Source organism: Pseudomonas sp. FW300-N2F2 (assembly GCF_017351655.1).
GTDB lineage: Bacteria > Pseudomonadota > Gammaproteobacteria > Pseudomonadales > Pseudomonadaceae > Aquipseudomonas > Aquipseudomonas fluorescens_AA.
Genome location: NZ_JACNDQ010000001.1, coordinates 1571920 through 1593335, shown reverse-complemented (window position 1 = coordinate 1593335; position 21416 = coordinate 1571920). Strand labels below are relative to the sequence as shown.

Below are 21416 nucleotides of genomic sequence, written 5' to 3'. Positions count from 1 at the left end.
ACTGGCTGTGACCGTCAACCCGGCGCGGTGGTTGCAACGGGTCTTCGTCAGCCCATGGCCGATGTTCCAATCGCTCTCAACGATCCGAGCGCGCCAGCGTATCCAGCCCGCCTTCTGTCGATAACACCGCCACTCGGTTGCGGCCACTGTGCTTGGCCTGGTAAAGCGCCGCATCGGCGCGCTGGATGAAGACTTCGATGCTGTCCAGGCTGCTGGGCACAAAGGCATAGCAACCCAGGCTCACCGTGAGGAAGCCGGTCGGGGAGCCGGAATGGGTGATGTGCTTGTCGATGACGCTGCGGCGGATCTGCTCGGCCAACGCCATGGCCCCCGAAAGGTTCGTGTCGGGCAGCAGTACCGCAAACTCTTCGCCGCCATACCGTACCGCCAGATCGGCCTTGCGATGACAGCAACTCTTGAGCACCTTGGCCACTTCCGCCAGGCAGTGATCCCCGGCCACGTGCCCATAGGCGTCGTTGTAGCGTTTGAAAAAATCGATGTCGAGCATGATCAGACTCAAGGGACTGCGCTGACGAGCGCCCCGACCGAACTCGATGTCCAGGGCCCGTTCGAACAGACGCCGGTTCGCCAGCCCGGTGAGGCTGTCATGGGTGGCAATCAGCTCCAACGCCTCCTGCGCCTTGCGCAAGTCCGCTTCGATCTTTTCGCTGTTGCGTACCTGGCGCACGAAGACCCAGCCGAACAAGCAAATGCCCAGGACCACCAAGCCCACGATGAGGCTGGATTGGAAGGCCCGGTCATGCCAGCCCGCCAGGATCGATTCTTCGGAAATCGCCGCGATGACCACCAACGGATAAGCCTGTAAATGTTGATGCCCATACAACCTGACGACACCGTCGACATCTGAACGGATGATCGCATCGCCAGACATCCCGTTGGCCGCGGTATGGTTGTAGATCCCTTCCTCGGCCAACGGGCGACCGATCCGCGCCTCATCGAAGGGGCGCCGGGCCAACAGCGTCCCGTCGGACAAGGCCAGGGCCATCTCGCCTTGCTCATCCAGGCTGAAGCTTTTGAAGAACCGGTCGAAGTAGGACATTTTGATGCCGGCCAGCAACACCCCCTGGAAGTTGCCGTCTCGGTCATTCAAGCGCCTGGAAACCGGGATGATCCACTCACCGTTTTGCCGACTGCGGATCGCCGGGCCGATATGGGGGACCAGGGAGGCGTTCTGCTGGTGGAAAACGAAATACTCTCGATCCGCCACCCCTGCCCCCCTGTGCAGGTCCTCGAAGGAGGTAATGACCCAATGACCGCGCTTGTCGAACAGGAACAGGCCATGCAACTGCTCAAGCGATTGCACGCGGCGGGCAAAGGTTTGCTGCAAGCGTGGCTGAACCGCAGGCCCAAAACCGTCGACCTGGATCCAATCCGCCAGACTGGCCAGGACCAGATCGGCCTGGATGAAGGTGTCCTGGGCCTGCTGGGCCATGGCCCGGGTAAGGGTGGCCGAGGCGATGCGGGCCGACGCCACGTCGTGGCTGCGGGACTGCTCCAACTGCAGGTAAAGCAAACCGCACAGGCACAGGCACACCGCCGCGATAAACATAACCGCAGCCTTGAGCAGCGGCAGGCGTTTCAAGGCACCGGCAGGGATATGAAAAGGATCGTAGATGGAGATTGGCAAGCGAATTCCTGAAGAGGGCAAAGCATGCGCGAATTCGCGCATAACCCCCAATATTCGTGAGCTTAGCCTACCGCTTGTGAGGCGGCAATTTGCCCGTGCAGCGGAGCCGATGGGTGGCTGGAGTGGATCCAAAACCCCGCCCCTGGGCTTGCAAAAATGCCCGATTCAGAACGAAGAAATTCCCGTGGCGAGAGCATGCACACCCGCACTTGCGACAGCGTTGAAGGACTGTTTTTTACAAGCAAACCTTCCTGGGGCTATCTAAATTGCGTAACGCCCCATAACGTATGGTCGCCTTTGACTTCCAAGTGCCCCATCGACCATGAGCCAACCGACCCGAATCGATGATGAACAGGCCCTGACCCGACCCGGCGCCGTCAGTCTGCGCGAGGCGTTCTGGTTCTGGCTCAAACTGGGCTTCATCAGTTTCGGCGGCCCAGCGGGGCAGATCTCGATCATGCACCAGGAACTGGTGGAACGGCGGCGCTGGATTTCCGAGCGGCGCTTCCTGCACGCCCTCAATTACTGCATGTTGCTGCCGGGGCCTGAGGCCCAACAATTGGCGACGTACCTGGGCTGGTTGATGCACCGAAGCTGGGGTGGAGTGATCGCCGGCGCGTTGTTCGTGCTGCCTTCGCTGTTCATTCTCATCGCCTTGTCGTGGCTGTACATCGCCTTTGGCGAAGTGCCGGTGGTGGCGGGTATTTTCTATGGCATCAAACCGGCCGTGACGGCCATCGTGGTGCATGCCGCCCACCGGATCGGCTCCCGCGCACTCAAGAACAATTGGCTGTGGGCGATCGCGGCGGCATCGTTCACCGCGATCTTCGCCCTTGATCTCCCCTTCCCATTGATCGTGCTGGGTGCGGCTGCCATCGGTTACTTCGGCGGTCGCTGGGCACCGGAAAAATTCAGCCTGGGCGGTCACGATACCCAACACAAATCCTTCGGCCCCGCCTTGATCGACGACGACACGCCAACCCCGGAGCATGCCCGGTTCAGCGCCGCCAGGTTGGTCCGCCTGGTGGTCGTCGGTGCCCTGTTGTGGATCGTGCCCATGGGCCTGCTGACCGCCGTGTTCGGCTGGGGCGGCACATTGACGCAAATGGCCTGGTTCTTCACCAAGGCCGCGCTGCTGACCTTCGGCGGTGCCTATGCGGTCTTGCCCTACGTGTACCAGGGCGCCGTCGGGCACTTCGGCTGGCTGACGCCGACACAAATGATCGACGGCCTGGCCCTGGGCGAAACCACGCCCGGGCCGCTGATCATGGTCGTGGCCTTCGTCGGTTTCGTCGGAGGTTACGTGATGCAGGTATTCGGTCCCGAACAGGCCTTCCTCGCCGGGGTCGTCGCGGCCACGCTGGTGACCTGGTTCACGTTCCTGCCCTCGTTCCTGTTCATCCTGGCCGGCGGCCCGCTGGTGGAATCGACCCACAACGCGTTGAAATTCACCGCACCGCTGACGGCGATTACCGCGGCGGTGGTCGGGGTAATCCTCAACCTGGCCTGCTTCTTCGGTTATCACGTGCTCTGGCCCAACGGTTTTGCAGGTGCCCTGGACTGGCCGTCAGCGATCATCGCGATCGCGGCGGCGGTGGCGCTGTTTCGCTACAAGCGCGGGGTGATCCAGGTGTTGCTGGCGTGCGGGTTGGCCGGGCTGGCGGTGCATTTGTTGCGCTAGACGAGGCGCTTGCTCAGGTAGGTCGCCGAGGCCGGGCACAAGGTCTTGAACTGGGCCGTCGCGCTGATTGACGCGGGCGCCAGCGAGCGATCCTCCTGCTGATAGCCCTGGCCGGTAAAAAACGCCGCGGCACTGTCGGTCAACAAGTGGAGCCGCTCCACCCCCTCGCGTCTCGCAAACGCTTCGACAGCGGCGAGCACCGCCACACCAGCACCCCGGCCCCGCTGCCCCTCAAGGACAACCAACGAGCGCAGCAACCGCTCGGCCCCCTCCCCCTCGATGCCAGCAAACCCCACGTCGACACCCTGGTGGTTGAAGCTGAAGAACTGGCGACCGGAATATGTCAGGTCGTCCACGGGTAGCCCGGCTTGGGTGAGTGCATCGCGCAAGGGTCCCAGATCGTTATTGCTTAGAGCTGTCATGTGCATGGTGGGTGCTCGTCTACGTCTTGCCTTGATCATCGGGCACCCCGAATTTGGTTACAACTCACGGAGTGCGTCGGAGGTCGGGCTTCAATAGGATTGCTCGAAAGTAAGCCACTGGCGTACATTAGCAATGATTTTTATTGAAACTCCAATTTTTACCCGTCGGGTCAAAGAACTGATGGATGACGATGATTTCGCTGTCCTACAGAAAATACGGGTCTGCAATCCTTCCGCTGGTGAAGTTATGGAAGCCACCGGGGGGATCCGAAAGATTCGTATCGCAGCCAAAGGCCATGGCAAACGGGGGGGAGCCAGGGTGATCTACTACCACTTCGTCCATGCTTCGCGGATCGCGTTACTGATGATATATCCGAAAAATGAACAGCAAGACTTGACTGTCGATCAACGAAAAGCGTTGAAATTGATTGTCGAGCACTGGAGATAACCATGAGCAAATTTTTCGATGAGCTGATGGAAAGCGTGCAGCAGATGGATGAAATCGTCCGAGGCGAACGCCAGCCATCACGGGAATTCATCGTCGATGCACTGCAAGTGAAGGCGATACGCAAGGCTACCGGCCTGACCCAAGCCAAATTTGCAGCACTGATCGATGTCCAACTGGGCACGCTTCGCAACTGGGAGCAGGGACGGCGCGAGCCTACCGGCCCCGCTAAAGCGCTGCTGCGGGCGATTCACAATGATCCGAAACACGTGATCAGCGCCTTAGCCGTTTAAGCATTGTCGAAATGAACAGAACGCTCAGGCAGTGCTTCCATGTGGCGAAGGCGCTTGCTCCCGGCCCGCCATGACCTGGCGCAAATGAACACCCCACCCCATCAGCTAAGCTCAAAACCTATCATCACGACAAGGAATCGACATGAGCAAGGCAGACGAGCTAGCGGCCAAACTGAGGAAAACCCAGCAGACCCGCGCCGATACCGACAACTGCGCCGACCTGGCGATCGAGCACTGGCCGGCCCAGGTCTACGAGCTGTATCGCCAGATCGAAACCTGGCTGGCTCCCGTGTGCGAGGCGGGCCTGGACATTCGGCGCAACCCCACCCACGTCTTTGAAAGTCACTCCAGCGGTTCGACGTACAACTACGCCATCGACCAACTGATGATCGAAGGCAATCATCGCCGCATTTCATTCGACCCGATTGCGCGCTTCTCGGCCAAGGGAGAGGGCTGCATTGAAGTCCATATGAAAGGGCAGGAACACTGCATCGTGCGCACACTCGGTGAGCATGGCGAATCGCTTTGGCATATCCATGCCCTGCACTCGACAGGGCAACAGCCCGCTGAACCTACCATTCTGGACGAGGACGCCTTGCTCTCGCTGGTAGAAGAAGGCCTTGGCCTATAACGTAAACGGGCGATCCTTGATCGCCCATTTTCATTGGAGGGCACGCTAGATCTGCGGCGCTGATTCGAGTGCTGGATCGTTTCCGGGCACCGGTAGCGTCAGTTCTTGGGCCGGTCTTCCTACAAGTAAATTCAAGGCATTGTCGATTTCGTCAGCCGCGCCTTGCGCGTATCGAACATCCGCCCAGCTCCAGTACGGATCGGATATCAGCCCACCCACGGCCTGTACGCACAATTCATCGCGGCTGATGCCCATCTTCCCGGCCGCGGCGATCACGGCCATAAGGGCTTGCTCTAATTGGGAAATTCGCTCTGTTGTCACAATGAACCAACGTGATGAATGACAAACCCAGAGCATAACAAGCCATCAATGTGCCACCAAACTCAAGCGCCCAACGGTCGCCCTTCCTGGCGTGGATGATCCGCCTCAACCCGCCGCGCCATAGGACGCCGCCGCCCCAGTCGATAACGACTCCCGGACCGCTGACCGAGCAGCCAGCACCGTCAGCACAGCGGCCATGGCCAACACGGCCGCACTGGTTTCGAAGGTCGCGCGATAGCCACTCAGATCAAACAGCAGGCCACCCACTGTCGCGCCCGCTGCGATGGCGAGCTGGACGATCGCTACCATCAGGCCGCCACCGGCTTCGGCATCTTCCGGTAGCGTTCGCGAAAGCCAGGTCCACCAGCCTACGGGCGCTGCCGTACCCACCAGCCCCCAAAGGCCGAGCAGGAGGGTCGTGATCGTGACCGAGCCGCCGAACCCCACCAGGGCAATGGCAATCGCGGCCATCAACAGGGGGATGACGATAAGCGTCCGATAGAGGTTGTTTTTCAAGCAGGTCCCGATCAGGAAGGTGCCCAGCAGCCCCGCCACACCGATCACCAACAACATGAAGGACAGCCTTGAAACGCTCACTTGCGTCACTGTTTCAAGGAACGGGCGCAGGTAGGTGAACAACATGAACTGGCCCATGAAAAACGTGCTGACCGCCAGCATGCCCAGCGCGACCGGTGCCCGGGTCATCAACTTGAAGACGTTGGTACTGCCCTGCTTCGCCTTCGAAGGCATGGAGGGCAGGCGCAACAGCAGCCAGACCAGGGCGATGGCGGCGACCGGCACAATGCAGAAAAACGCGCCACGCCAACCGATGATCGCCCCCAGGAAGCTGCCCAGCGGCGCAGCGACCACGGTCGCCAAGGCATTGCCGCCATTGACCACGGCCAGTGCCCGCGGAACCTGAGCGTCCGGCACGAGCCGCATGGCCGTGGCCGCCGACAGCGACCAGAAGCCGCCAATCGCCACGCCGATCAACGCGCGACCGACCATGAATACCGGGTAATTCGGTGCGAACGCCACCACGGTGCCTGAAACGATCATCAGCAAGGTCAGACCCAGCAGGAGCCATTTGCGGTCGACCCGGGCGGCAATCGAGGCGATGAACAGGCTGGTGATCAGGGCAAACGCGCCAGAGACGGCAATGCCTTGACCGGCCTGTCCTTCACTGACATGAAGATCGGCCGCTACCGGCGTCAGCAAGCTGACTGGCATGAACTCCGAGGCAACCAGCACGAATGCGGCGAGCGCCATGGCAAATACCGCGCCCCAGGCGGGCGGGTCTTGTGGCAATGAGTTATCGGTCATTGAATGACAATCCTGTGGTGCTTGATGGAGCTGTGGGAGCGAGCTCGCTCGCGATGACGGCGGCACATCCGACACCAGCGCCTCAGGCAGACCGCTATCGCGAGCAAGCTCGCTCCCACAGTTTTGAATGGGGTGTTCACATATTTCGTGCCCGCCACACCTCCCCTGTGGGAGCGAGCTTGCTCGCGATTCTTTGGTGGATTGAGTGAGGGAGTATTTTCAGCGCTCGATCCGGCCGGTCGGTAACGCATTACGCTGAGATGCTTGCCTGATCCTATGAGTTCTTCCATCGCACATAGGCAGCGCTTCGTTTAGCGCGTTAATGTTCTGCCTATAGCGCTTGAGCCGAGATGACACCCGGAGCCGACATGGTCGTCCAACGCAGATCCGTACAAGAGACATTGACCGCCGTCATTGGCGCCTGGACACCACACCCGGGCGACTTCGAAACGCCCATTCCCGGCCTCGTCTTCTTCCGGCGTGAAGCCCCGGCACCGCCGGTGATTTGCATGATCGAACCGAGCATCGTGCTGGTGGCCCAAGGCGAGAAGCAGGTATGGATCGGTGGCGAAGCCTATGGCTACGACACCGGCCGGTTCCTCATGACCTCCCTGGACATCCCGGCCAATTCCGAAGTGCTGCAGGCAAGCCCGGAGCAACCCTGCCTGGGCCTGGTCCTGAGGCTCGACTTGCGCATGGTGGCCGACCTGATCGCCCAAGGCAGCCTGTCGCCGCCGCATGATCGAGCGGTCGGGATCGGCGCAGGAACCGGCACCGCGACGCCAGACCTCTTGGCGCCGTGCGCACGCCTGCTGGCGTTGCTCGACGAACCGGAAGCGATTCCCATACTGGCACCGTTGATCCAGCGCGAGATCCACTATCGGCTGCTGCTCAGCGACCAGGCCGCCCGGCTGCGGCAGATCGCCTCGGTCGATAGCCAGGGCTACCGGATCGCCAAGGCCATCGACTGGCTGAAATTGAACTACACCGAGCCCGTGCGCGTGGACGACCTCGCGGCGCGGGTGCAAATGAGCGCGCCGACGTTTCACCACCACTTCCGCCAGCTCACGGCGATGAGCCCGCTGCAATACCAGAAGTGGCTGCGGTTGAACGAAGCCAAACGCTTGATGCTCAACGAACACGTGGACGTCGCGAGTGCGGCCTTCAAGGTGGGCTACGAAAGCCCTTCACAATTCAGCCGCGAATACGCCCGTTTGTTTGGCGTGCCACCCAAGCGGGACATTGCGGCGTTGCGCGGGCCGGCCAACCACACCAAGGCGGTTTGATAGATTCAGGTTTGACTCATTGTGGTCTGACTCATTGTGGCGAGGGAGCTTGCTCCCGCTGGGCTGCGTAGCAGCCCCTTTTGTGAGCGCTTCGCACTCAAGCGGGAGCAAGCTCCCTCGCCACAAGGGCCAAATTTCAACCGTCAGATAGCAGCAACATCCTTCGACGTTTTCAGAACGCTCATCGGCTTGTCAGCCCTCTGCGCCAACGTCACACACCTCAACGCCAGAATCATCGTCGGATCAACCAGCGCCACCCTGTGCCCATTGATATCGAACGCCTCGCAATGCGCCAGCACCAGCGGCAACTCCGTGCATCCCAGGATCAACACCCCAGCCCCCAACTCGCACAGGTGCTCAGCCGCCAGCAACAACTGCTCCCTGCAGAGCCCCTGTGTGAAGCCAGCCTTGATACCCCGCGGTCCGTAGATGGCGTCCATGACCATCGCCTGGTAATCGACACCTGGCGTAAGGAGCTGGAACCCGGCATGACGCGCCGCCTGGTGATAAACCTGGCTCTGCACCGTACCGGACGTCGCCAGCAGGCCAATCGCCTTGTCCGAACCATAAGTGCGCGCGATCCATGCCACCGTCTCGCTCAGCATGTTCACGATGGGCACCCTCAGGTGCGCCTGGATCCGCTCGACGAAGGCATGGGCGGTGTTGCAGGGAATTGCGATGGCGTTGGCACCGGCGCTTTCGAGACGTTTGCACGTGGCGTACATCGCCATCGTCGGATCGGTCTCATCCCGCAACAGGTTCGCCGTCCGGTCCGGTATCTGCGGGTTTTGCTCGACCACCATCTTGATGTGGTCCTGGTCCTTTCCCGCTGGCGTATTGGCCACCACCTTGGCCATGAAATCCACCGTGGCGGCAGGCCCGACGCCCCCCACGATACCCAGCTTGAAGGGTGGGCGCCTGGGCTGCTGGTCCAGCGTCGCGAAGTCGGCGTAGATCTCATTGATGTCCAGCACGGTGACCCCGCGACGCTGCAAGTCGGCACAGACCAGGGAAAGCTCGGTCATGCCGGGCAGGATCACCGTCGCACCCTGGGCCTGCAATGAGAGACACGCCCGATAGACCGCCTCAAGCGGCACGCCTTCGAGATGACCGTCCTTGATGCCATTGAGGCCGTACATCGCCTCCATCAAACCCGCTTGAGCGTCTGCGTCGGGGTAAACGATCTGAAAGTCTTTGCCAAAATGTCGCTCGAACAATCCGCAATGGCGCACAAAGTCGGAGGCGATCACCCCCAACGTCGCCTGGGACGGCACCGTGTGGCTGACGTGCTGGGTCAAGGCGGCCATCATGTCCAGCACGGGAATGCCCAGCGCCTCCTCGATTTCAGCGCGAAACGTATGGCTGGCGAAGCATGGAAGCATCACCGCATCGAAGCCACTGTCCTCGAACGACTTGCACACCTGGAACACATAGAACTTGCGCGACGTCATGTTCGCGCCCTGGTCCAGCGGCAGCAGCACATCCTTGAAGGGGTGCTGCTCGAACAGGAAATGGTAGCGCCCCTGATCCTCGAGCACCGCCCGGGACTTGACCAACTTGTAGAACAGATCGCCCCCGGCCAGTGACCCAAGCCCACCGACGATCCCCAACTTGCGCACCACAGAAGCCTTGTGGCTCGACTTCGCTTTAGCCTTCATGAGTCTCTCCTCAAGCCACCGGCACCGGCTCGGATCGCGACCGAGCCGGAGCATGTCCACCCTCTTCCTCGTCAGCGTCTTCGTGGGGTTCGGACTTGGCGACAACCGCCGTCGCAATGCTGTTACCCACCACATTCGTGGCCGTACGGGCCATGTCGAGGAACTGGTCGATGCCGATGATCAACAGCAGCCCCGCCTCGGGAAGATTGAACATCGGCAACGTGGCCGCGACCACGACCACCGAAGCCCGGGCGACACCGGCCATGCCCTTGCTGGTGATCATCAGTGTCAGAAGAATCAGCAACTGCTGAGTGAAACTCAGATCAATGTTGTAGGCCTGGGCGATGAACAGGATGGCGAACGCCTGGTACATCATCGAGCCATCAAGGTTGAACGAATAGCCCAGGGGCAACACGAAGCTGGACACACGTTTTGGCGCGCCAAACTTCTCCAGCGCCTCGATGGTTTTCGGGTAGGCGGACTCACTGCTGGCGGTGGAAAAGGCCAGGAGAATCGGCTCACGGATGAGCTTGCCGAGGTGGAAAACAGAGCGACCGAGGAACAGGTAGCCGGCACCGAACAGCAACGCCCAGAGGATCAGGATCCCCAGGTAGAACTCGGCGATCAGCTTGCCGTAATCCACCAGCAAGCCAAGCCCCTGGGTGGTGATTGCCGAGGCGATGGCGGCAAACACCCCAATCGGCGCGAAGGCCATCACGTAGTCGGTGATCTTGAACATCACCTTCGCCAACTCTTCGATGGAATCGCTGATCCGGGTGTAACCCGCCCGCTTCACCCCCGCCAACGCAAAGCCGAAAAACAGCGAAAACACCACGATCTGCAGAATCTCGTTGTTAGCCATCGCTTCGGCAATGCTGCGGGGGAACACGTGGCCGATGAACGCCTTGAGACTGAAGTCGCCGGAATTGACCGGCACGTCCGCCGTTGCGTGCTGGGCCACGTCCATGTTCAGCCCGGCACCGGGTTGAAACAGGTTGACCAGCCCCATTCCGATCAGCAGCGAGACGACCGAGGCGGTGACAAACCAGGCCATCGCCCGGGCCCCGATCCTGCCGACAGAGCGAGAATTGCCCATGCTGGCGATACCGCCCACCAACGTCGCGAACACCAGCGGCGCGATGATCATCTTGATCATGCGCAGGAAAATATCAGTGACCATCGAGAAGTAACTGGCGATCTCTTTGGCACTTTGCTCGCTCCCTGCGAAATGGTGACACGCCCAACCGACCAGCACGCCCAGGGCTATGCCCATTGCAATTCGACGTGGGAGCTTATTTTTCTTCACGGTGCTGTCCTCAAGTAGTTCTTGGAGTTTTTTACTTGGCAGGATCGATTCTAAGGAGCGGATCCGGGAGGATGATGAGTAATCCGGCTAACCCCATGCGCTTTTGGAATAGTTAGCGAAAGGTCGCGCTATGCCGGGAGATTGCGCAGTAAAGTTGCGCTCTCAGAGGGGGGTCTCGATATGCAACTCAAATGGCTGGATGATCTTCTGGCGATTGGCGAATGGAAAAATTTCTCCCGCGCGGCCGAGGTTCGATGCGTGACGCAATCGGCCTTGTCCAGGCGTATCCGTTCACTTGAGGAATGGGTGGGCGTCAAGCTGGTGGACCGGGGCACCTACCCTGTCCAACTCACCCCCGCGGGAGTCACCTTCTGCGATGAAAGCCGAGAGGCCCTCGCCGGATTACTGAGGTTGCGCTCGACGCTGCGGGACGTGGAACGAATGCCGGGGCGTTCCATCCAGATCACCGCCGGCCACAGCCTGTCGATGACCTTCCTGCCCAAGTGGCTCTCGCAGTTCCAGCAACACAACGAGCAGTTCAACGCCCGGGTGGTGGCCGCCAACATTCATGACGCCGTCATTGCCTTGGAGGAAGGCAGTTGCGACTTGATGATGGTCTACCATCACCCGCTTGCGCCCATCCTGCTGGACGCCGAGCGTTTTGGCAGCCTGGTGCTCGGCCACGACGCGTTCATCCCCCTATGCGCGCCCAACCGCAAGGGCGAACCGCTGTTCCGCCTGCCCGGTCGCGCCGGCAAACCGGTGCCCTACCTGGCCTATACGGCAACGACATTCCTCGGGCGCGTCGCCGACATCGTCATCAACAACGGCCCTGAACCCATCGCGCTGGAGCGCTGTTATGAAGCGGACATGGCGATGCTGCTGATGCGCATGGCCATCGAGGGCTACGGCGTGGCCTGGTTGCCGCAGAGTGCGGTGGCCGATGAGTTGGAGCGTGGGCTGTTGGTGCGGGCCGGCGGCGAGCAATGGAGCACGCGATTGGAGATTCGCTCGTATTGTGCGATTGCCAATCGCAATCCGACGATGCGCAAGTTGTGGAAGACATTGGAGGGTGCTTCGTTGCATCGGCTGGGCAGCGCACCGAGTGCGAACTGATCAACACCACCCAAGCGTTGTTCGCAAAGGGTAGGTACACGCCGATTGACTGTGGGAGCGAGCTTGCTCGCGATGACGGCATCACATCCAACATCCTCACCAACTGACCCACCGCTATCGCGAGCAAGCTCGCTCCCACAGAGGATTTGCGGTGAACGCAATATCTATGAACAACTCGGAAAAAACTGTGGGAGCGGGCTTGCTCGCGAAGACGGCAGCACATCCAGCATCCTGCAAACTGACACACCGCTTTCGCGAGCAAGCCCGCTCCCACACAGGGATTTGTGGTGAACGCAATATCTATGAACAACTCGGAAAAAACTGTGGGAGCGAGCTTGCTCGCGAGGCGGCAGCACATCAGACATCACCATCAACTGCCCCACCGCTATCGCGAGCAGGCTCGCTCCCACAGGGTTGCAGACTGCACAGGGTGGATGAGCAAGACAGTGCAGGCGACCTCATGAAGTCGCCCACTTTCATTACAACGCCAGAACCTGCGCCTGCAACCGCCGCCCGATCACATCCAGCAAATCACACCCATCGCGCAGGGGGATCGCCAACACTTGGGCAAAATCATGGAGTACCACCGCGTCCGTACTGATGTCGGAACGCATGGCGAGGTTTTCCAGCAACTGGGTGACAGCGGCGATGCGGTAAGCGGCGGTGTCGTGCAACACGTCCAACGGCGCTTCCGTGTCGATCAGCAGCGCGTGGAAATTGTTTTCGATACCGGTGATAGGCATGTAGCGGGACATGAGGGGTTACTCCTGCGGGGATGGGAGGTCAGTGGCGGATTGAGATGCCGCTGGCAAAGGGAGTGAATCCGGGATCGAGATTCGGATATTTGGCAGGAGATATTCTTGGGTGACGCTAGACGAAAGCCACCTTGGATTGGCTGTGGTTTTCGGAGGGCTGGGGGTGAGCTTTTTCATTGGCTTGTACCTAGGTTATGTAAAGGAACTGCCTTCACCACTTCCACCTGGTGGGTGGCAGCTGTACGCGGGTGTGGAAGACCGAGAACCTAGGACCCGGCGCACCCGAAGGCGCCCCGCGTACAGCCGCCGTAATTTAACAGCAGACCTAGGAAAAGCGTCTGCTTTTTAATTTAGCGGTGCAACGCGCTAGGTTTTCACAAGGGCTTCCACACCCTCTCGCTGAATTTGCAGCGACGGAAAGAACTTAGCGCACGGGGTGATTGGGTGGATAGTCAGCGGGGAGCGACGCAGCTTGAGGGAAATTTCCGATGGAGGTGTCCGGAGCTGGACTCAGCAGTTCAGGCGGTGGGATGCAAAGAATGATTTCGATACGAATGAGCGCTCAGCGCCATAAGCAAGGGCTGAGGTTTCATCGTATGGTTGAGCACACCCGTCCTGGCTGCAAGTCAAACGAAAGGGCTGACACAGGGTCTTTTTTATACATATAGAATATGCATAATTACAACATTCATAACTCAGTATGATCCAGCAAAAAACGTCGCTAACAAGAAGAAACACAAGGTGAGCCTGGCCGATGCCGAAGCTGTGTTTTATGACGAAATGGCTCTTGAGCGTGAGGATAATGATCATGATGAAAAGCGGTGGATTATCATGGGGCAAGACGCCTGCGGTCGTGTACTCGTCGTTGCATACACCTACCGTGAGCCAGATTTCGTTCGTCTTATCAGCGCACGACTAGCCTCCAAAAAAGAACTACGTCAGTACCTGGGAGGTTGAACCCATGAAAGAAGAATACGATTTCAGCACAGCCAAGCGTGGGGCGGTTGCAAGCAGCAAAGGCAAAACCCGCATAACCATCATGCTTGATGAGGACGTGATCGAGGCCGCTCGCGAACGCGCCGAAAGTGCTGGTACTGGATATCAGACACTCATCAACAATCTACTGCGTCAGGCTTTGATATCTGAAACTGCCCACAATCTTTCACCGGCAGCCCAAAAGCGAACCCGAACAGTTAAACCCTATGCAAACGGTATTACCCGGTCCGATGTGAAGGATCTGGAAAAGCGCCTAGCCGCCATGACTGAGGAGCTGTACAAGATGGTGGACGCATCCAAGCCCGGTAAAGCCAAAGCATCGGTATGAACAGAGAAGATCGATTCACTCAGGAGCAAGGCACTGTCTTAACTCAGTGCCTTCACCCACACCCACAATAATCCGCTTGCCCATCTTCTCCCCCACCTCCAACGCCTGCCCATCCCGCTGCTTCCCCCGTCGCGCCAAACCCATCAGGCGCGGAATCAACTCTCCTTCCGGCAAGTGCTGCCAGAATCGCCCCGGCATGTGCTGACGCAACGCCTGGGGATTGAGCCGCGCCGGATTGAAGATATGCCTGTAATAGGTCCGCCACAGCTCGGCGCCGGGATCTTCAGCGTGACGTGCCCAATGCTGCCACTGCTCGGGGCAACGTCGCTGGTAATCCAACGACCGCCCATCGAAACGGATACCGTCGCGAGGCGTTGCGATCAGCCAGCGTTGTTGCCCCAACCGCTCGGCAAAATGGCCGCTGGCACTTTCGAGGATGTCATGGGCTGGTTGATGAAAGGCGACCAGCTCCAGTTGCAGTTGCTCGGCCAATGCTTGCGGCAAGGGAACGAAGCGCACGAAGGCATGCAGGTGATGAGCCTCGCGTTGGACCTGCTTGATCCGCCGCTGCAGCTCACTGCCCAGGCGGTCGCCCGCGAGCATGGCCGTGCGGTCGCCGTGGGCAACCCGCCAAAGCACCTCATACAGCAGATTCCAACGCTGTTCGCCCTGGTAGCGACCAGCCTGTTCGAGTTGGGTCAGCAAGGCCGCGGGAACCCGCGTACGGAACGGGCCCGGCCCTTGGGGCAGCGGCGCCGGCACGGCCAACAAGTCGGCCATCGGGCCCTGGGCCCATGTGACATCGCTCGGGTCGATGCCGTGGCCGAGCAGCGTTCGAGCCTGGTCCCGCCACGTAGAGAAATCATCCTCGCAATCCAGGGCAATCACGACCAAAGCCCCATCTGCACCGGCCGCTGGGGATCACGCAACCGCGCCCGCAGCAGACCACTACGCACCTGGGCGTCGGCAGGCCGGTAATCGCTGGTGACAATGAACGGTCGCGCCTTCTCCAGCACGCACCGCAACTGCACCAAGTCGTCATAACGCACCCGCCGCTCCCGGCGCAACGCAACCAGGCGCTGCACGCTACGCAGGCCAATTCCCGGAATACGCGCCAATAATGCGGGTTCAGCGCGATTGATATCCAACGGGAACACCTCGCGATTGGCAAGCGCCCACGCCAGCTTGGGGTCGATATCCAAGTCCAGGTTGTGGGTTTCGCTCAAAAGCTCGCCTGCCTTGTAGCCATAACCGCGCATGAGAAAATCGGCCTGATACAGCCGATGCTCGCGCAGCAACGGCGGCGCTGCCAGGGGCACACTGGCGGGGCTGTCGGGAATCGGGCTGAACGCTGAATAGTAAACCCGTCGCAAACCGTACCCCTGGTAGAGCGACTCGGCGTTGCTCAGGATGGCGTGATCATCGGTGGCATCCGCCCCCACAATCACCTGCGTGCTCTGCCCGGCCGGAGCGAAGCGAGGCGCCCGCGGCTCACCGGCCACCGCCTGTTGCCCCTGGTGGATAGTGCCCATGGCTTGGCGGATGGTCGTCAACTGCTTTTCCGGTGCCAGACGCTTGAGGCTGATATCGGAGGACAACTCGATATTCACGCTCAAGCGATCAGCCAACCGCCCCGCTTCCTCGATCAATAGCGGATCGGCATCGGGAATGGTCTTGAGGTGGATATAGCCACGAAACTGGTGCTCCTCCCGCAACAACCGCGCCACTCGTATCAACTGCTCCATGGTGTAATCGGCCGAGCGAATGATGCCCGAACTCAAAAACAACCCACTGATACAGTTGCGACGATAAAAATCCAAGGTCAGCCGCACCACCTCCTCCGGCGTGAAGCGCGCCCTCGGCACATTGCTGGAACGACGGTTGACGCAGTACTGGCAGTCGTACAGGCAAAAATTGGTCAGCAACACCTTCAGCAACGAAACGCAGCGCCCATCCGGCGTATAGCTATGGCAAATGCCCATGCCATCGGTGGCCCCCAGCCCCTCACGACCACGGGAGCTACGCTTGGGGGCACCGCTGCTGGCGCAGGAGGCGTCGTACTTGGCAGCATCGGCAAGAATGCCGAGCTTGGCGATAAGTTGCATGAAGTGAACTCAAATACTGGATATAAACACAGTATTTTGAGAAGCGCCGCGATGCAAGCGCCATTGGTCAATTCAACACCTGCCATGAGTCGCCCAGGCCGTGACGTAGGCCATGCCGGTGGGATGGGCTATAATCGGCCAACCAACGCGATTGAGGTCCAGCCCCATGGGCAATGTCAGCCTTGAAACCAAAAAGGCCTATGCCGCCAGGACGCGCAGATCCAACTACGCGGCTAGCCTGCGCCTGGAAGGCTTCAAAACGACCTTCGCGGACGGCGAACGCAAAATGCCAACGCGCGAAGAGGTCTTGAAGGCCTTCACCCAGACCAGAACCTGATGCCTGACAAATATGGAGTCGGAGAGGACGCTTACTGCTACCCCTGCTCCGCGGTCCTTCGCAACAAGCTCGATATTCGAGACGAACCGACCCTTAGCGAAGCCGAACAACAACTCTCGGCCATCGCAGCGGACAACGTCGAATTCAGCCCTCCTCCCTACAGCCTGGCCTACCTTCAAAACATTCATCGAATCCTCTTTTCAGACCTGTTCGAATGGGCCGGAGAGCTGCGCACCGTTGGCATGTCCAAACAAGCCACCCGCTTTTGCCAACCCCAGTACATGGAGGCGGAAGCCAACAAGATCTTCATGAACATGGCGGCGGCCAACTGGTTCGAAGGGCTGGACAGGGCAGACCTGATCGTCGCCGTTGCAGAGGCCTATTCCGACGTCAACGTCGTACACCCCTTCCGCGAAGGCAACGGTCGTGCGCAACGCATCCTGTTTGAACACCTCATCATGAATGCCGGGTTTGAAATCAGTTGGTGGGGGATTGAGAAGGACGAGTGGATCTACGCCAATATCGCGGCTTATAACTGCGTCATGGAGCCTATGGAGCAGGTTTTTGAGAAATGTATCGGGCAAACGATTCAACTTTGATCGCCTCGACATCACCCTGCTCAGCGCCTTACGGTGCATTCCGTCAAAGTGCTACAGTTGTCAGCAACTAACATCTGCTAAAGCACTGAAAATGCTCACGACAAAATCCTTCCCACCCAACGAAAAAGGTCGTGACTTTGTAGTGGGCGATATTCACGGGCATTTCACGCTTCTGAAAAAAGCCTTGGGCAAAGTAAATTTCAATACCGAAGCAGACCGTATCTTTTCTGTGGGCGACCTCATCGACCGAGGCCCCGACTCCATGGATGTACTCAATTGGCTTGAGAAATCGTGGTTCCATGCCGTGCGCGGTAATCATGAGCAGATGCTCATTGACAGCATCTCCGGCCATGGGAATATACCTAGGCATATCCGAAATGGTGGGGCCTGGCTCTACGAGTTACAACCCACTCGTCAACATGAACTCCTGCAAGCCTTGCAAGCGCTTCCGCTGATCATTGAAATCAATCTATCAAGCGATCAAACAGTTGGAGTAGTACATGCCGAAGCTCCAATCATTAAAAATAACGATGGTTGGCAGGAAGCAAAGGACGCTATTAGCGGAAAATCTGGAAAGTCGAATCAACGACAAGCCCTGAAAACAGCGCTGTATGCCAGGAAAAAAATCGAGCGGCAAGACCACTCCTCCATCAATGGAATAAGCCAGCTCTATGTAGGGCACTCAACCGTACCCGGCGTCATGAGACTGGGCAATGTCGTCTATATCGATACGGGCTGTGGGTTTGCTGATGGCGCGTTAAGCCTGATAGACATCCAATTCGAAACCGTCGTGAGCATCAGCATGGGTGAGTAATCGGTGCGAGCTCCATGAGCCGCTTGCCTAACATCCGGATACAGCAAATCTCCTACTTCGACGGGTCCGGTCCGGGTCAGCCTTCGCCAAGGTACATTGCGGTCTTTATCCCCATGGCGTCTAGGTGCAGCTTCATCTTGCGGCCCATCTTTGCTGCATAAATACACTCGAAAGCCTACGCGCTCACTTGCTCGCAACCGTGGCTGAACTCAAGCACAACCCAGACCGGCTGTTGATCTTCATCGACAACGGCAAGATCCGTTGCACTCCTGCAGGTCATCCTCACCGACGCCGCCGACCATCCGGACAGCGTCATGCTGCCCCTGCTCGGCAGGCTGAAGCTCAACCAATCGAACTGATGGAAAACCTCGACAAGCCTGCCGATGGCATCAAATTGCGTAATGTATTGTACGATACGCCATATGAGGTGCACATATCAGCTATTAGTGGCGACTGTCTATTTCTGCTGGACAATCATAGAGAATATTCATCATACGAGGATAGGATGATTTTTTCATAGCAACATTGTAGTCATCCTCCGAAACTTGCACTAGAGAAAAAGAGGCTGGAACTGACTCAGTATCCATTAGCAGAAAATCCTCACCTGGTACAGACTCAGAAAACTCAGTCTTAACAGAGTCAAACATAGCACTCCATTCTTGATCTCTGTTTTTGCGCTTTAGCTCTTTAAGGGAAGTAAGATGCTGTTTAAATCGGGCTTCAGAACCTACAACAGCCGTGTGCCAAGCCCTAAGCGTTTCAATGTTAGGGGTATTGGCAAGCACGCGAAATGCCTGAACCAAACGAAAGTGAGCACCCACGACATTTTTAAAGTAAATAACTATTAATATTGCCGGGAGCTGCCTAGGATCATTCTGCCGCAAGGAATCAAACAACCGGCCAGACGTATCTCCGTTAAATAAAAAGCTCTGTATTTCAGACGGATCATTCAGAACGGCACCTGGCGCAAGTATAGATATATAACTATCCGACCACCCAAGAGCCTTCAATGGCTTCCCAACCTGAATAGAGCAACTCAAACTCAGTCCAACAGCAGGATACTGTGTAGGATTATTTAATTCCGCATGAACAAAATACCGAGACTGAACACTATGTTCATCCTCAGGTGGTGAATAAAAAAATCGAGGACGCTCAATTTTCAAGACATTAATCTTTGGAATCGGAAGCGGCTGAGCCAATAACTCTCTAGATATTTTCATTTCAGCTAACTGGGCTTCAGATACCGCCCGGGTGGCTAACATCTCTTCACGCTGATAAGTAAGCTCTCTGCGCTGCAAGTTCAGTGCATAAATCACACCTGCGAATGCGAGCCCTGAAAAAAGCGCATTAACAGCACCAAAAGAGTCTCCAACTGTTCCACGAGCTTGCCAATCAGGCAACAACAAATATACAACTAAGGTACAGCCCGCCCATAGAGCCGCGACCCCAGCACATAGCCATACAAAACCTACGTATACAGTTTTTTCAGATGCCGACTTTTGCGTATTGATTTTTTTCTCATTACTCATGCTTGCATCCTGCGGAAAGGCACGTAAGACGACACTGTGATTATTTTTCGAACGCACATCCTCATTCGATAGGAAAAATTGCTTTGTCACAGTGGGACATAAAAAGTTATGAGTCGAGCATGAGAGAGATGGATTATTGAACACCCTCTACGGTTGCAACAACTCAACAGCGGCACAATGACACTACCTACTTGATATGACTTTGTCTACTTTTGACTTAGTTTCAACACACCCTTCAATACGTCAGCCCTAAAAAATCGGCTGTAATACGTAGCTATACAAGTAATAGGAGCTGCGCTTACCAATGCATGGCGCCACCATCTACGCCATGTACGATCTAGCTACCCTCGCCCGCCAACTTGAGAACGCCATCCTTTATGGCACCATCATCGCCGTCCATATGCCCCTCCCGCATGTCGAGGACGTGCGAAAATCCTGCTGCGGATTGGGTCGATATTGTCGCCTCGCCATACGAAGCGCCGTACCACATGAACATTTGCGACCCGCCCGCTCAATCGCACCCAGCTCATCCAGCTCAGACTCTCGCTTGCGGCCCCAGGCCTGCGCGGTCTGTTTCCGGGCGAAGGTCTGGCTCTCTTGGTAGACTTGCACCCCATCGCGGAAGAGGCGTATCGGTGCTGTGTCACTGCTACTGCCGTCGGCGCGTTTGCGTGCTCTGATCGTGGCGATGGTCACTGGTACAATAGAAAACTGAGTGGTACATCGTACCAACCCACCTCAAAAACGCCCTCAAACCACCCCTAATCCAGCTTAGAAAACGTAAGGCAAAATGTTACTAAAAACAGCTACATACTCAGTAAAATCAAGCCCTACGCTGTCTAGGCGATTTTCTGTCGCCCCCATGATGGACTGGACCGACGCCCACTGTCGCTTCTTCCTACGCATCCTCTCCAAGCACGCCCTGCTCTACACCGAAATGGTCACCACCGGCGCTCTACTCAACGGTGACCACGAACGCTTCCTGCGCCATCACCCATCCGAACACCCCCTGGCCCTGCAACTGGGCGGCAGCGTGCCTGCCGACCTGGCCGCCTGCGCCCGTATGGCCCAGGAGCACGGCTACGACGAGGTGAACCTCAACGTCGGCTGCCCCAGCGACCGGGTGCAGAACAATATGATCGGCGCGTGCCTGATGGGGCATCCGGGGTTGGTGGCTGATTGCGTGAAGGCGATGCGTGATGCGGTGTCGATTCCGGTGACGGTCAAGCATCGCATCGGGATCAATGGGCGGGACAGTTACGAGCAGTTGTGTGAGTTCGTCGGGACGGTGCGCGAGGCCGGTTGCACGAGTTTTACCGTGCATGCGCGGATTGCGATTCTGGAGGGGCTGTCGCCGAAGGAGAATCGCGACATCCCGCCGCTGCGTTATGACGTGGCCGCGCGGTTGAAGGCGGATTTTCCGGAGTTGGAGATTGTGCTCAACGGTGGGATCAAGACACTGGAGGCCTGCCACGAGCATCTGCAGACGTTCGACGGAGTGATGCTGGGGCGCGAGGCCTATCACAACCCGTATCTACTGGCCGAAGTGGATCAGCAGTTGTTTGGCAGCACTGCGCCGATCATCACCCGGGCCGAGGCGCTGGCGCAGTTGCGGCCTTATATTGCCGATCACCTGGCCGCTGGCGGGGCGATGCATCACATCACCCGTCATGTGTTGGGGCTGGGCACCGGGTTTCCGGGGGCGCGGCGGTTTCGGCAGTTGTTGTCGGTGGACATCCACAAAACCAAGGATCCGTTGGCGTTGCTGGATCAGGCGGGGCAACTGCTGGAAGGGCGTTAACCGTCACTTGCTTTGAACCTGC

Annotated in this window: 22 protein-coding genes and 2 pseudogenes; 13 read left to right on the top strand and 11 right to left on the bottom strand. The window is 58.3% G+C overall.

Annotation, left to right across the window (positions count from 1 at the left end; all coding sequences use genetic code 11):
- Positions 1–76 precede the first annotated feature (76 nt).
- Positions 77–1648: a GGDEF domain-containing protein gene (locus J4E63_RS07220; protein WP_207281484.1), complete on the bottom strand. Its 1572-nt coding sequence runs from the start codon at positions 1646–1648 to the stop codon at positions 77–79.
- A 322-nt stretch (positions 1649–1970) separates the two neighbouring features.
- Between J4E63_RS07220 and chrA the strand changes: the two genes are divergently transcribed.
- Positions 1971–3329 (top strand): chromate efflux transporter, encoded by a 1359-nt coding sequence (chrA, locus tag J4E63_RS07215; RefSeq protein ID WP_207281483.1) that lies wholly within the window; start codon positions 1971–1973, stop codon positions 3327–3329.
- Here chrA and arsN2 read toward each other — a convergent pair.
- Positions 3326–3757 (bottom strand): arsenic resistance N-acetyltransferase ArsN2, encoded by a 432-nt coding sequence (gene arsN2, locus J4E63_RS07210; protein ID WP_207281482.1) that lies wholly within the window; start codon positions 3755–3757, stop codon positions 3326–3328. The two genes, chrA and arsN2, sit on opposite strands and share 4 nt — an antisense overlap.
- Positions 3758–3884: 127 nt before the next feature.
- Here arsN2 and J4E63_RS07205 point away from each other — a divergent pair, with 127 nt between their 5' ends.
- The 3 genes from J4E63_RS07205 (at position 3885) to J4E63_RS07195 (ending at position 5120) form a co-directional block, all read left to right on the top strand.
- Entirely contained in the window at positions 3885–4199 is a 315-nt protein-coding gene (locus tag J4E63_RS07205; protein WP_060738343.1) for a type II toxin-antitoxin system RelE/ParE family toxin, read from the top strand.
- A 2-nt stretch (positions 4200–4201) separates the two neighbouring features.
- Positions 4202–4489 (top strand): NadS family protein, encoded by a 288-nt coding sequence (gene nadS / locus J4E63_RS07200; RefSeq protein ID WP_060738344.1) that lies wholly within the window; start codon positions 4202–4204, stop codon positions 4487–4489.
- Between the two features lie 142 nt (positions 4490–4631).
- Complete coding sequence (locus J4E63_RS07195) at positions 4632–5120, top strand: hypothetical protein (protein WP_103311104.1); 489 nt, start codon at positions 4632–4634, stop codon at positions 5118–5120.
- A gap of 45 nt (positions 5121–5165) precedes the next feature.
- On the opposite strand, the gene J4E63_RS07190 is transcribed toward J4E63_RS07195, so the two are convergent.
- The gene (locus tag J4E63_RS07190; RefSeq protein ID WP_177431751.1) at positions 5166–5402 is read right to left on the bottom strand and encodes a hypothetical protein; all 237 of its coding nucleotides are present in this window, start codon (positions 5400–5402) and stop codon (positions 5166–5168) included.
- A gap of 144 nt (positions 5403–5546) precedes the next feature.
- Entirely contained in the window at positions 5547–6764 is a 1218-nt protein-coding gene (locus J4E63_RS07185; protein WP_207281481.1) for an MFS transporter, read from the bottom strand.
- 368 nt (positions 6765–7132) lie between these two features.
- On the opposite strand from J4E63_RS07185, the gene J4E63_RS07180 reads away from it, so the two are divergent.
- Complete coding sequence (locus J4E63_RS07180) at positions 7133–8050, top strand: AraC family transcriptional regulator (protein WP_207281480.1); 918 nt, start codon at positions 7133–7135, stop codon at positions 8048–8050.
- A 143-nt stretch (positions 8051–8193) separates the two neighbouring features.
- On the opposite strand, the gene J4E63_RS07175 is transcribed toward J4E63_RS07180, so the two are convergent.
- A complete protein-coding gene (locus J4E63_RS07175; protein WP_207281479.1) occupies positions 8194–9708 on the bottom strand; it encodes an amino acid racemase in 1515 nt (504 codons plus the stop codon).
- Positions 9709–9718: 10 nt separating this feature from the next.
- On the bottom strand, positions 9719–11014 hold the full coding sequence (locus tag J4E63_RS07170; RefSeq protein WP_207281478.1) for a dicarboxylate/amino acid:cation symporter: 1296 nt from the start codon (positions 11012–11014) through the stop codon (positions 9719–9721).
- 180 nt (positions 11015–11194) lie between these two features.
- On the opposite strand from J4E63_RS07170, the gene J4E63_RS07165 reads away from it, so the two are divergent.
- A complete protein-coding gene (locus J4E63_RS07165) occupies positions 11195–12130 on the top strand; it encodes a LysR substrate-binding domain-containing protein (RefSeq protein WP_060738349.1) in 936 nt (311 codons plus the stop codon).
- Positions 12131–12609: 479 nt separating this feature from the next.
- Here the strand turns inward: J4E63_RS07165 and J4E63_RS07160 are convergent, their stop codons facing one another.
- A complete protein-coding gene (locus tag J4E63_RS07160) occupies positions 12610–12885 on the bottom strand; it encodes a hypothetical protein (RefSeq protein ID WP_103308880.1) in 276 nt (91 codons plus the stop codon).
- A gap of 678 nt (positions 12886–13563) precedes the next feature.
- On the opposite strand from J4E63_RS07160, the gene J4E63_RS07155 reads away from it, so the two are divergent.
- Positions 13564–13842, top strand: a complete 279-nt coding sequence (locus J4E63_RS07155; protein ID WP_103308899.1) for a BrnT family toxin — start codon at positions 13564–13566, stop codon at positions 13840–13842.
- A 4-nt stretch (positions 13843–13846) separates the two neighbouring features.
- Positions 13847–14209, top strand: a complete 363-nt coding sequence (locus J4E63_RS07150; protein WP_207281477.1) for a DUF6364 family protein — start codon at positions 13847–13849, stop codon at positions 14207–14209.
- Positions 14210–14224: 15 nt separating this feature from the next.
- On the opposite strand, the gene J4E63_RS07145 is transcribed toward J4E63_RS07150, so the two are convergent.
- Both J4E63_RS07145 and J4E63_RS07140 read right to left on the bottom strand, forming a co-directional pair.
- Positions 14225–15103, bottom strand: a complete 879-nt coding sequence (locus J4E63_RS07145) for a TIGR03915 family putative DNA repair protein (protein ID WP_207281476.1) — start codon at positions 15101–15103, stop codon at positions 14225–14227.
- A complete protein-coding gene (locus J4E63_RS07140) occupies positions 15094–16314 on the bottom strand; it encodes a putative DNA modification/repair radical SAM protein (RefSeq protein WP_103308883.1) in 1221 nt (406 codons plus the stop codon). Before J4E63_RS07140 ends, J4E63_RS07145 begins: the two co-directional genes overlap by 10 nt.
- 166 nt (positions 16315–16480) lie before the next feature.
- On the opposite strand from J4E63_RS07140, the gene J4E63_RS07135 reads away from it, so the two are divergent.
- The 4 genes and pseudogenes from J4E63_RS07135 to J4E63_RS30780 all read left to right on the top strand — a co-directional run.
- On the top strand, positions 16481–16651 hold the full coding sequence (locus J4E63_RS07135) for a YhfG family protein (RefSeq protein WP_003199786.1): 171 nt from the start codon (positions 16481–16483) through the stop codon (positions 16649–16651).
- Positions 16651–17250: a putative adenosine monophosphate-protein transferase Fic gene (locus J4E63_RS07130; RefSeq protein ID WP_207281475.1), complete on the top strand. Its 600-nt coding sequence runs from the start codon at positions 16651–16653 to the stop codon at positions 17248–17250. Before J4E63_RS07135 ends, J4E63_RS07130 begins: the two co-directional genes overlap by 1 nt.
- On the top strand, positions 17216–18064 hold the full coding sequence (locus J4E63_RS07125) for a metallophosphoesterase (RefSeq protein WP_259333597.1): 849 nt from the start codon (positions 17216–17218) through the stop codon (positions 18062–18064). Before J4E63_RS07130 ends, J4E63_RS07125 begins: the two co-directional genes overlap by 35 nt.
- 157 nt (positions 18065–18221) lie before the next feature.
- A pseudogene (locus J4E63_RS30780) lies at positions 18222–18479 on the top strand (phage tail protein); the annotation flags it as partial.
- Between the two features lie 28 nt (positions 18480–18507).
- Here the strand turns inward: J4E63_RS30780 and J4E63_RS07115 are convergent.
- Complete coding sequence (locus J4E63_RS07115; protein ID WP_207281474.1) at positions 18508–19593, bottom strand: hypothetical protein; 1086 nt, start codon at positions 19591–19593, stop codon at positions 18508–18510.
- Positions 19594–20046: 453 nt separating this feature from the next.
- Positions 20047–20283, bottom strand: a pseudogene (locus J4E63_RS30775) (site-specific integrase); the annotation flags it as partial.
- A 100-nt stretch (positions 20284–20383) separates the two neighbouring features.
- Here J4E63_RS30775 and dusA point away from each other — a divergent pair.
- Positions 20384–21394, top strand: a complete 1011-nt coding sequence (dusA, locus tag J4E63_RS07110; RefSeq protein ID WP_207281473.1) for a tRNA dihydrouridine(20/20a) synthase DusA — start codon at positions 20384–20386, stop codon at positions 21392–21394.
- Positions 21395–21416 lie beyond the last annotated feature (22 nt).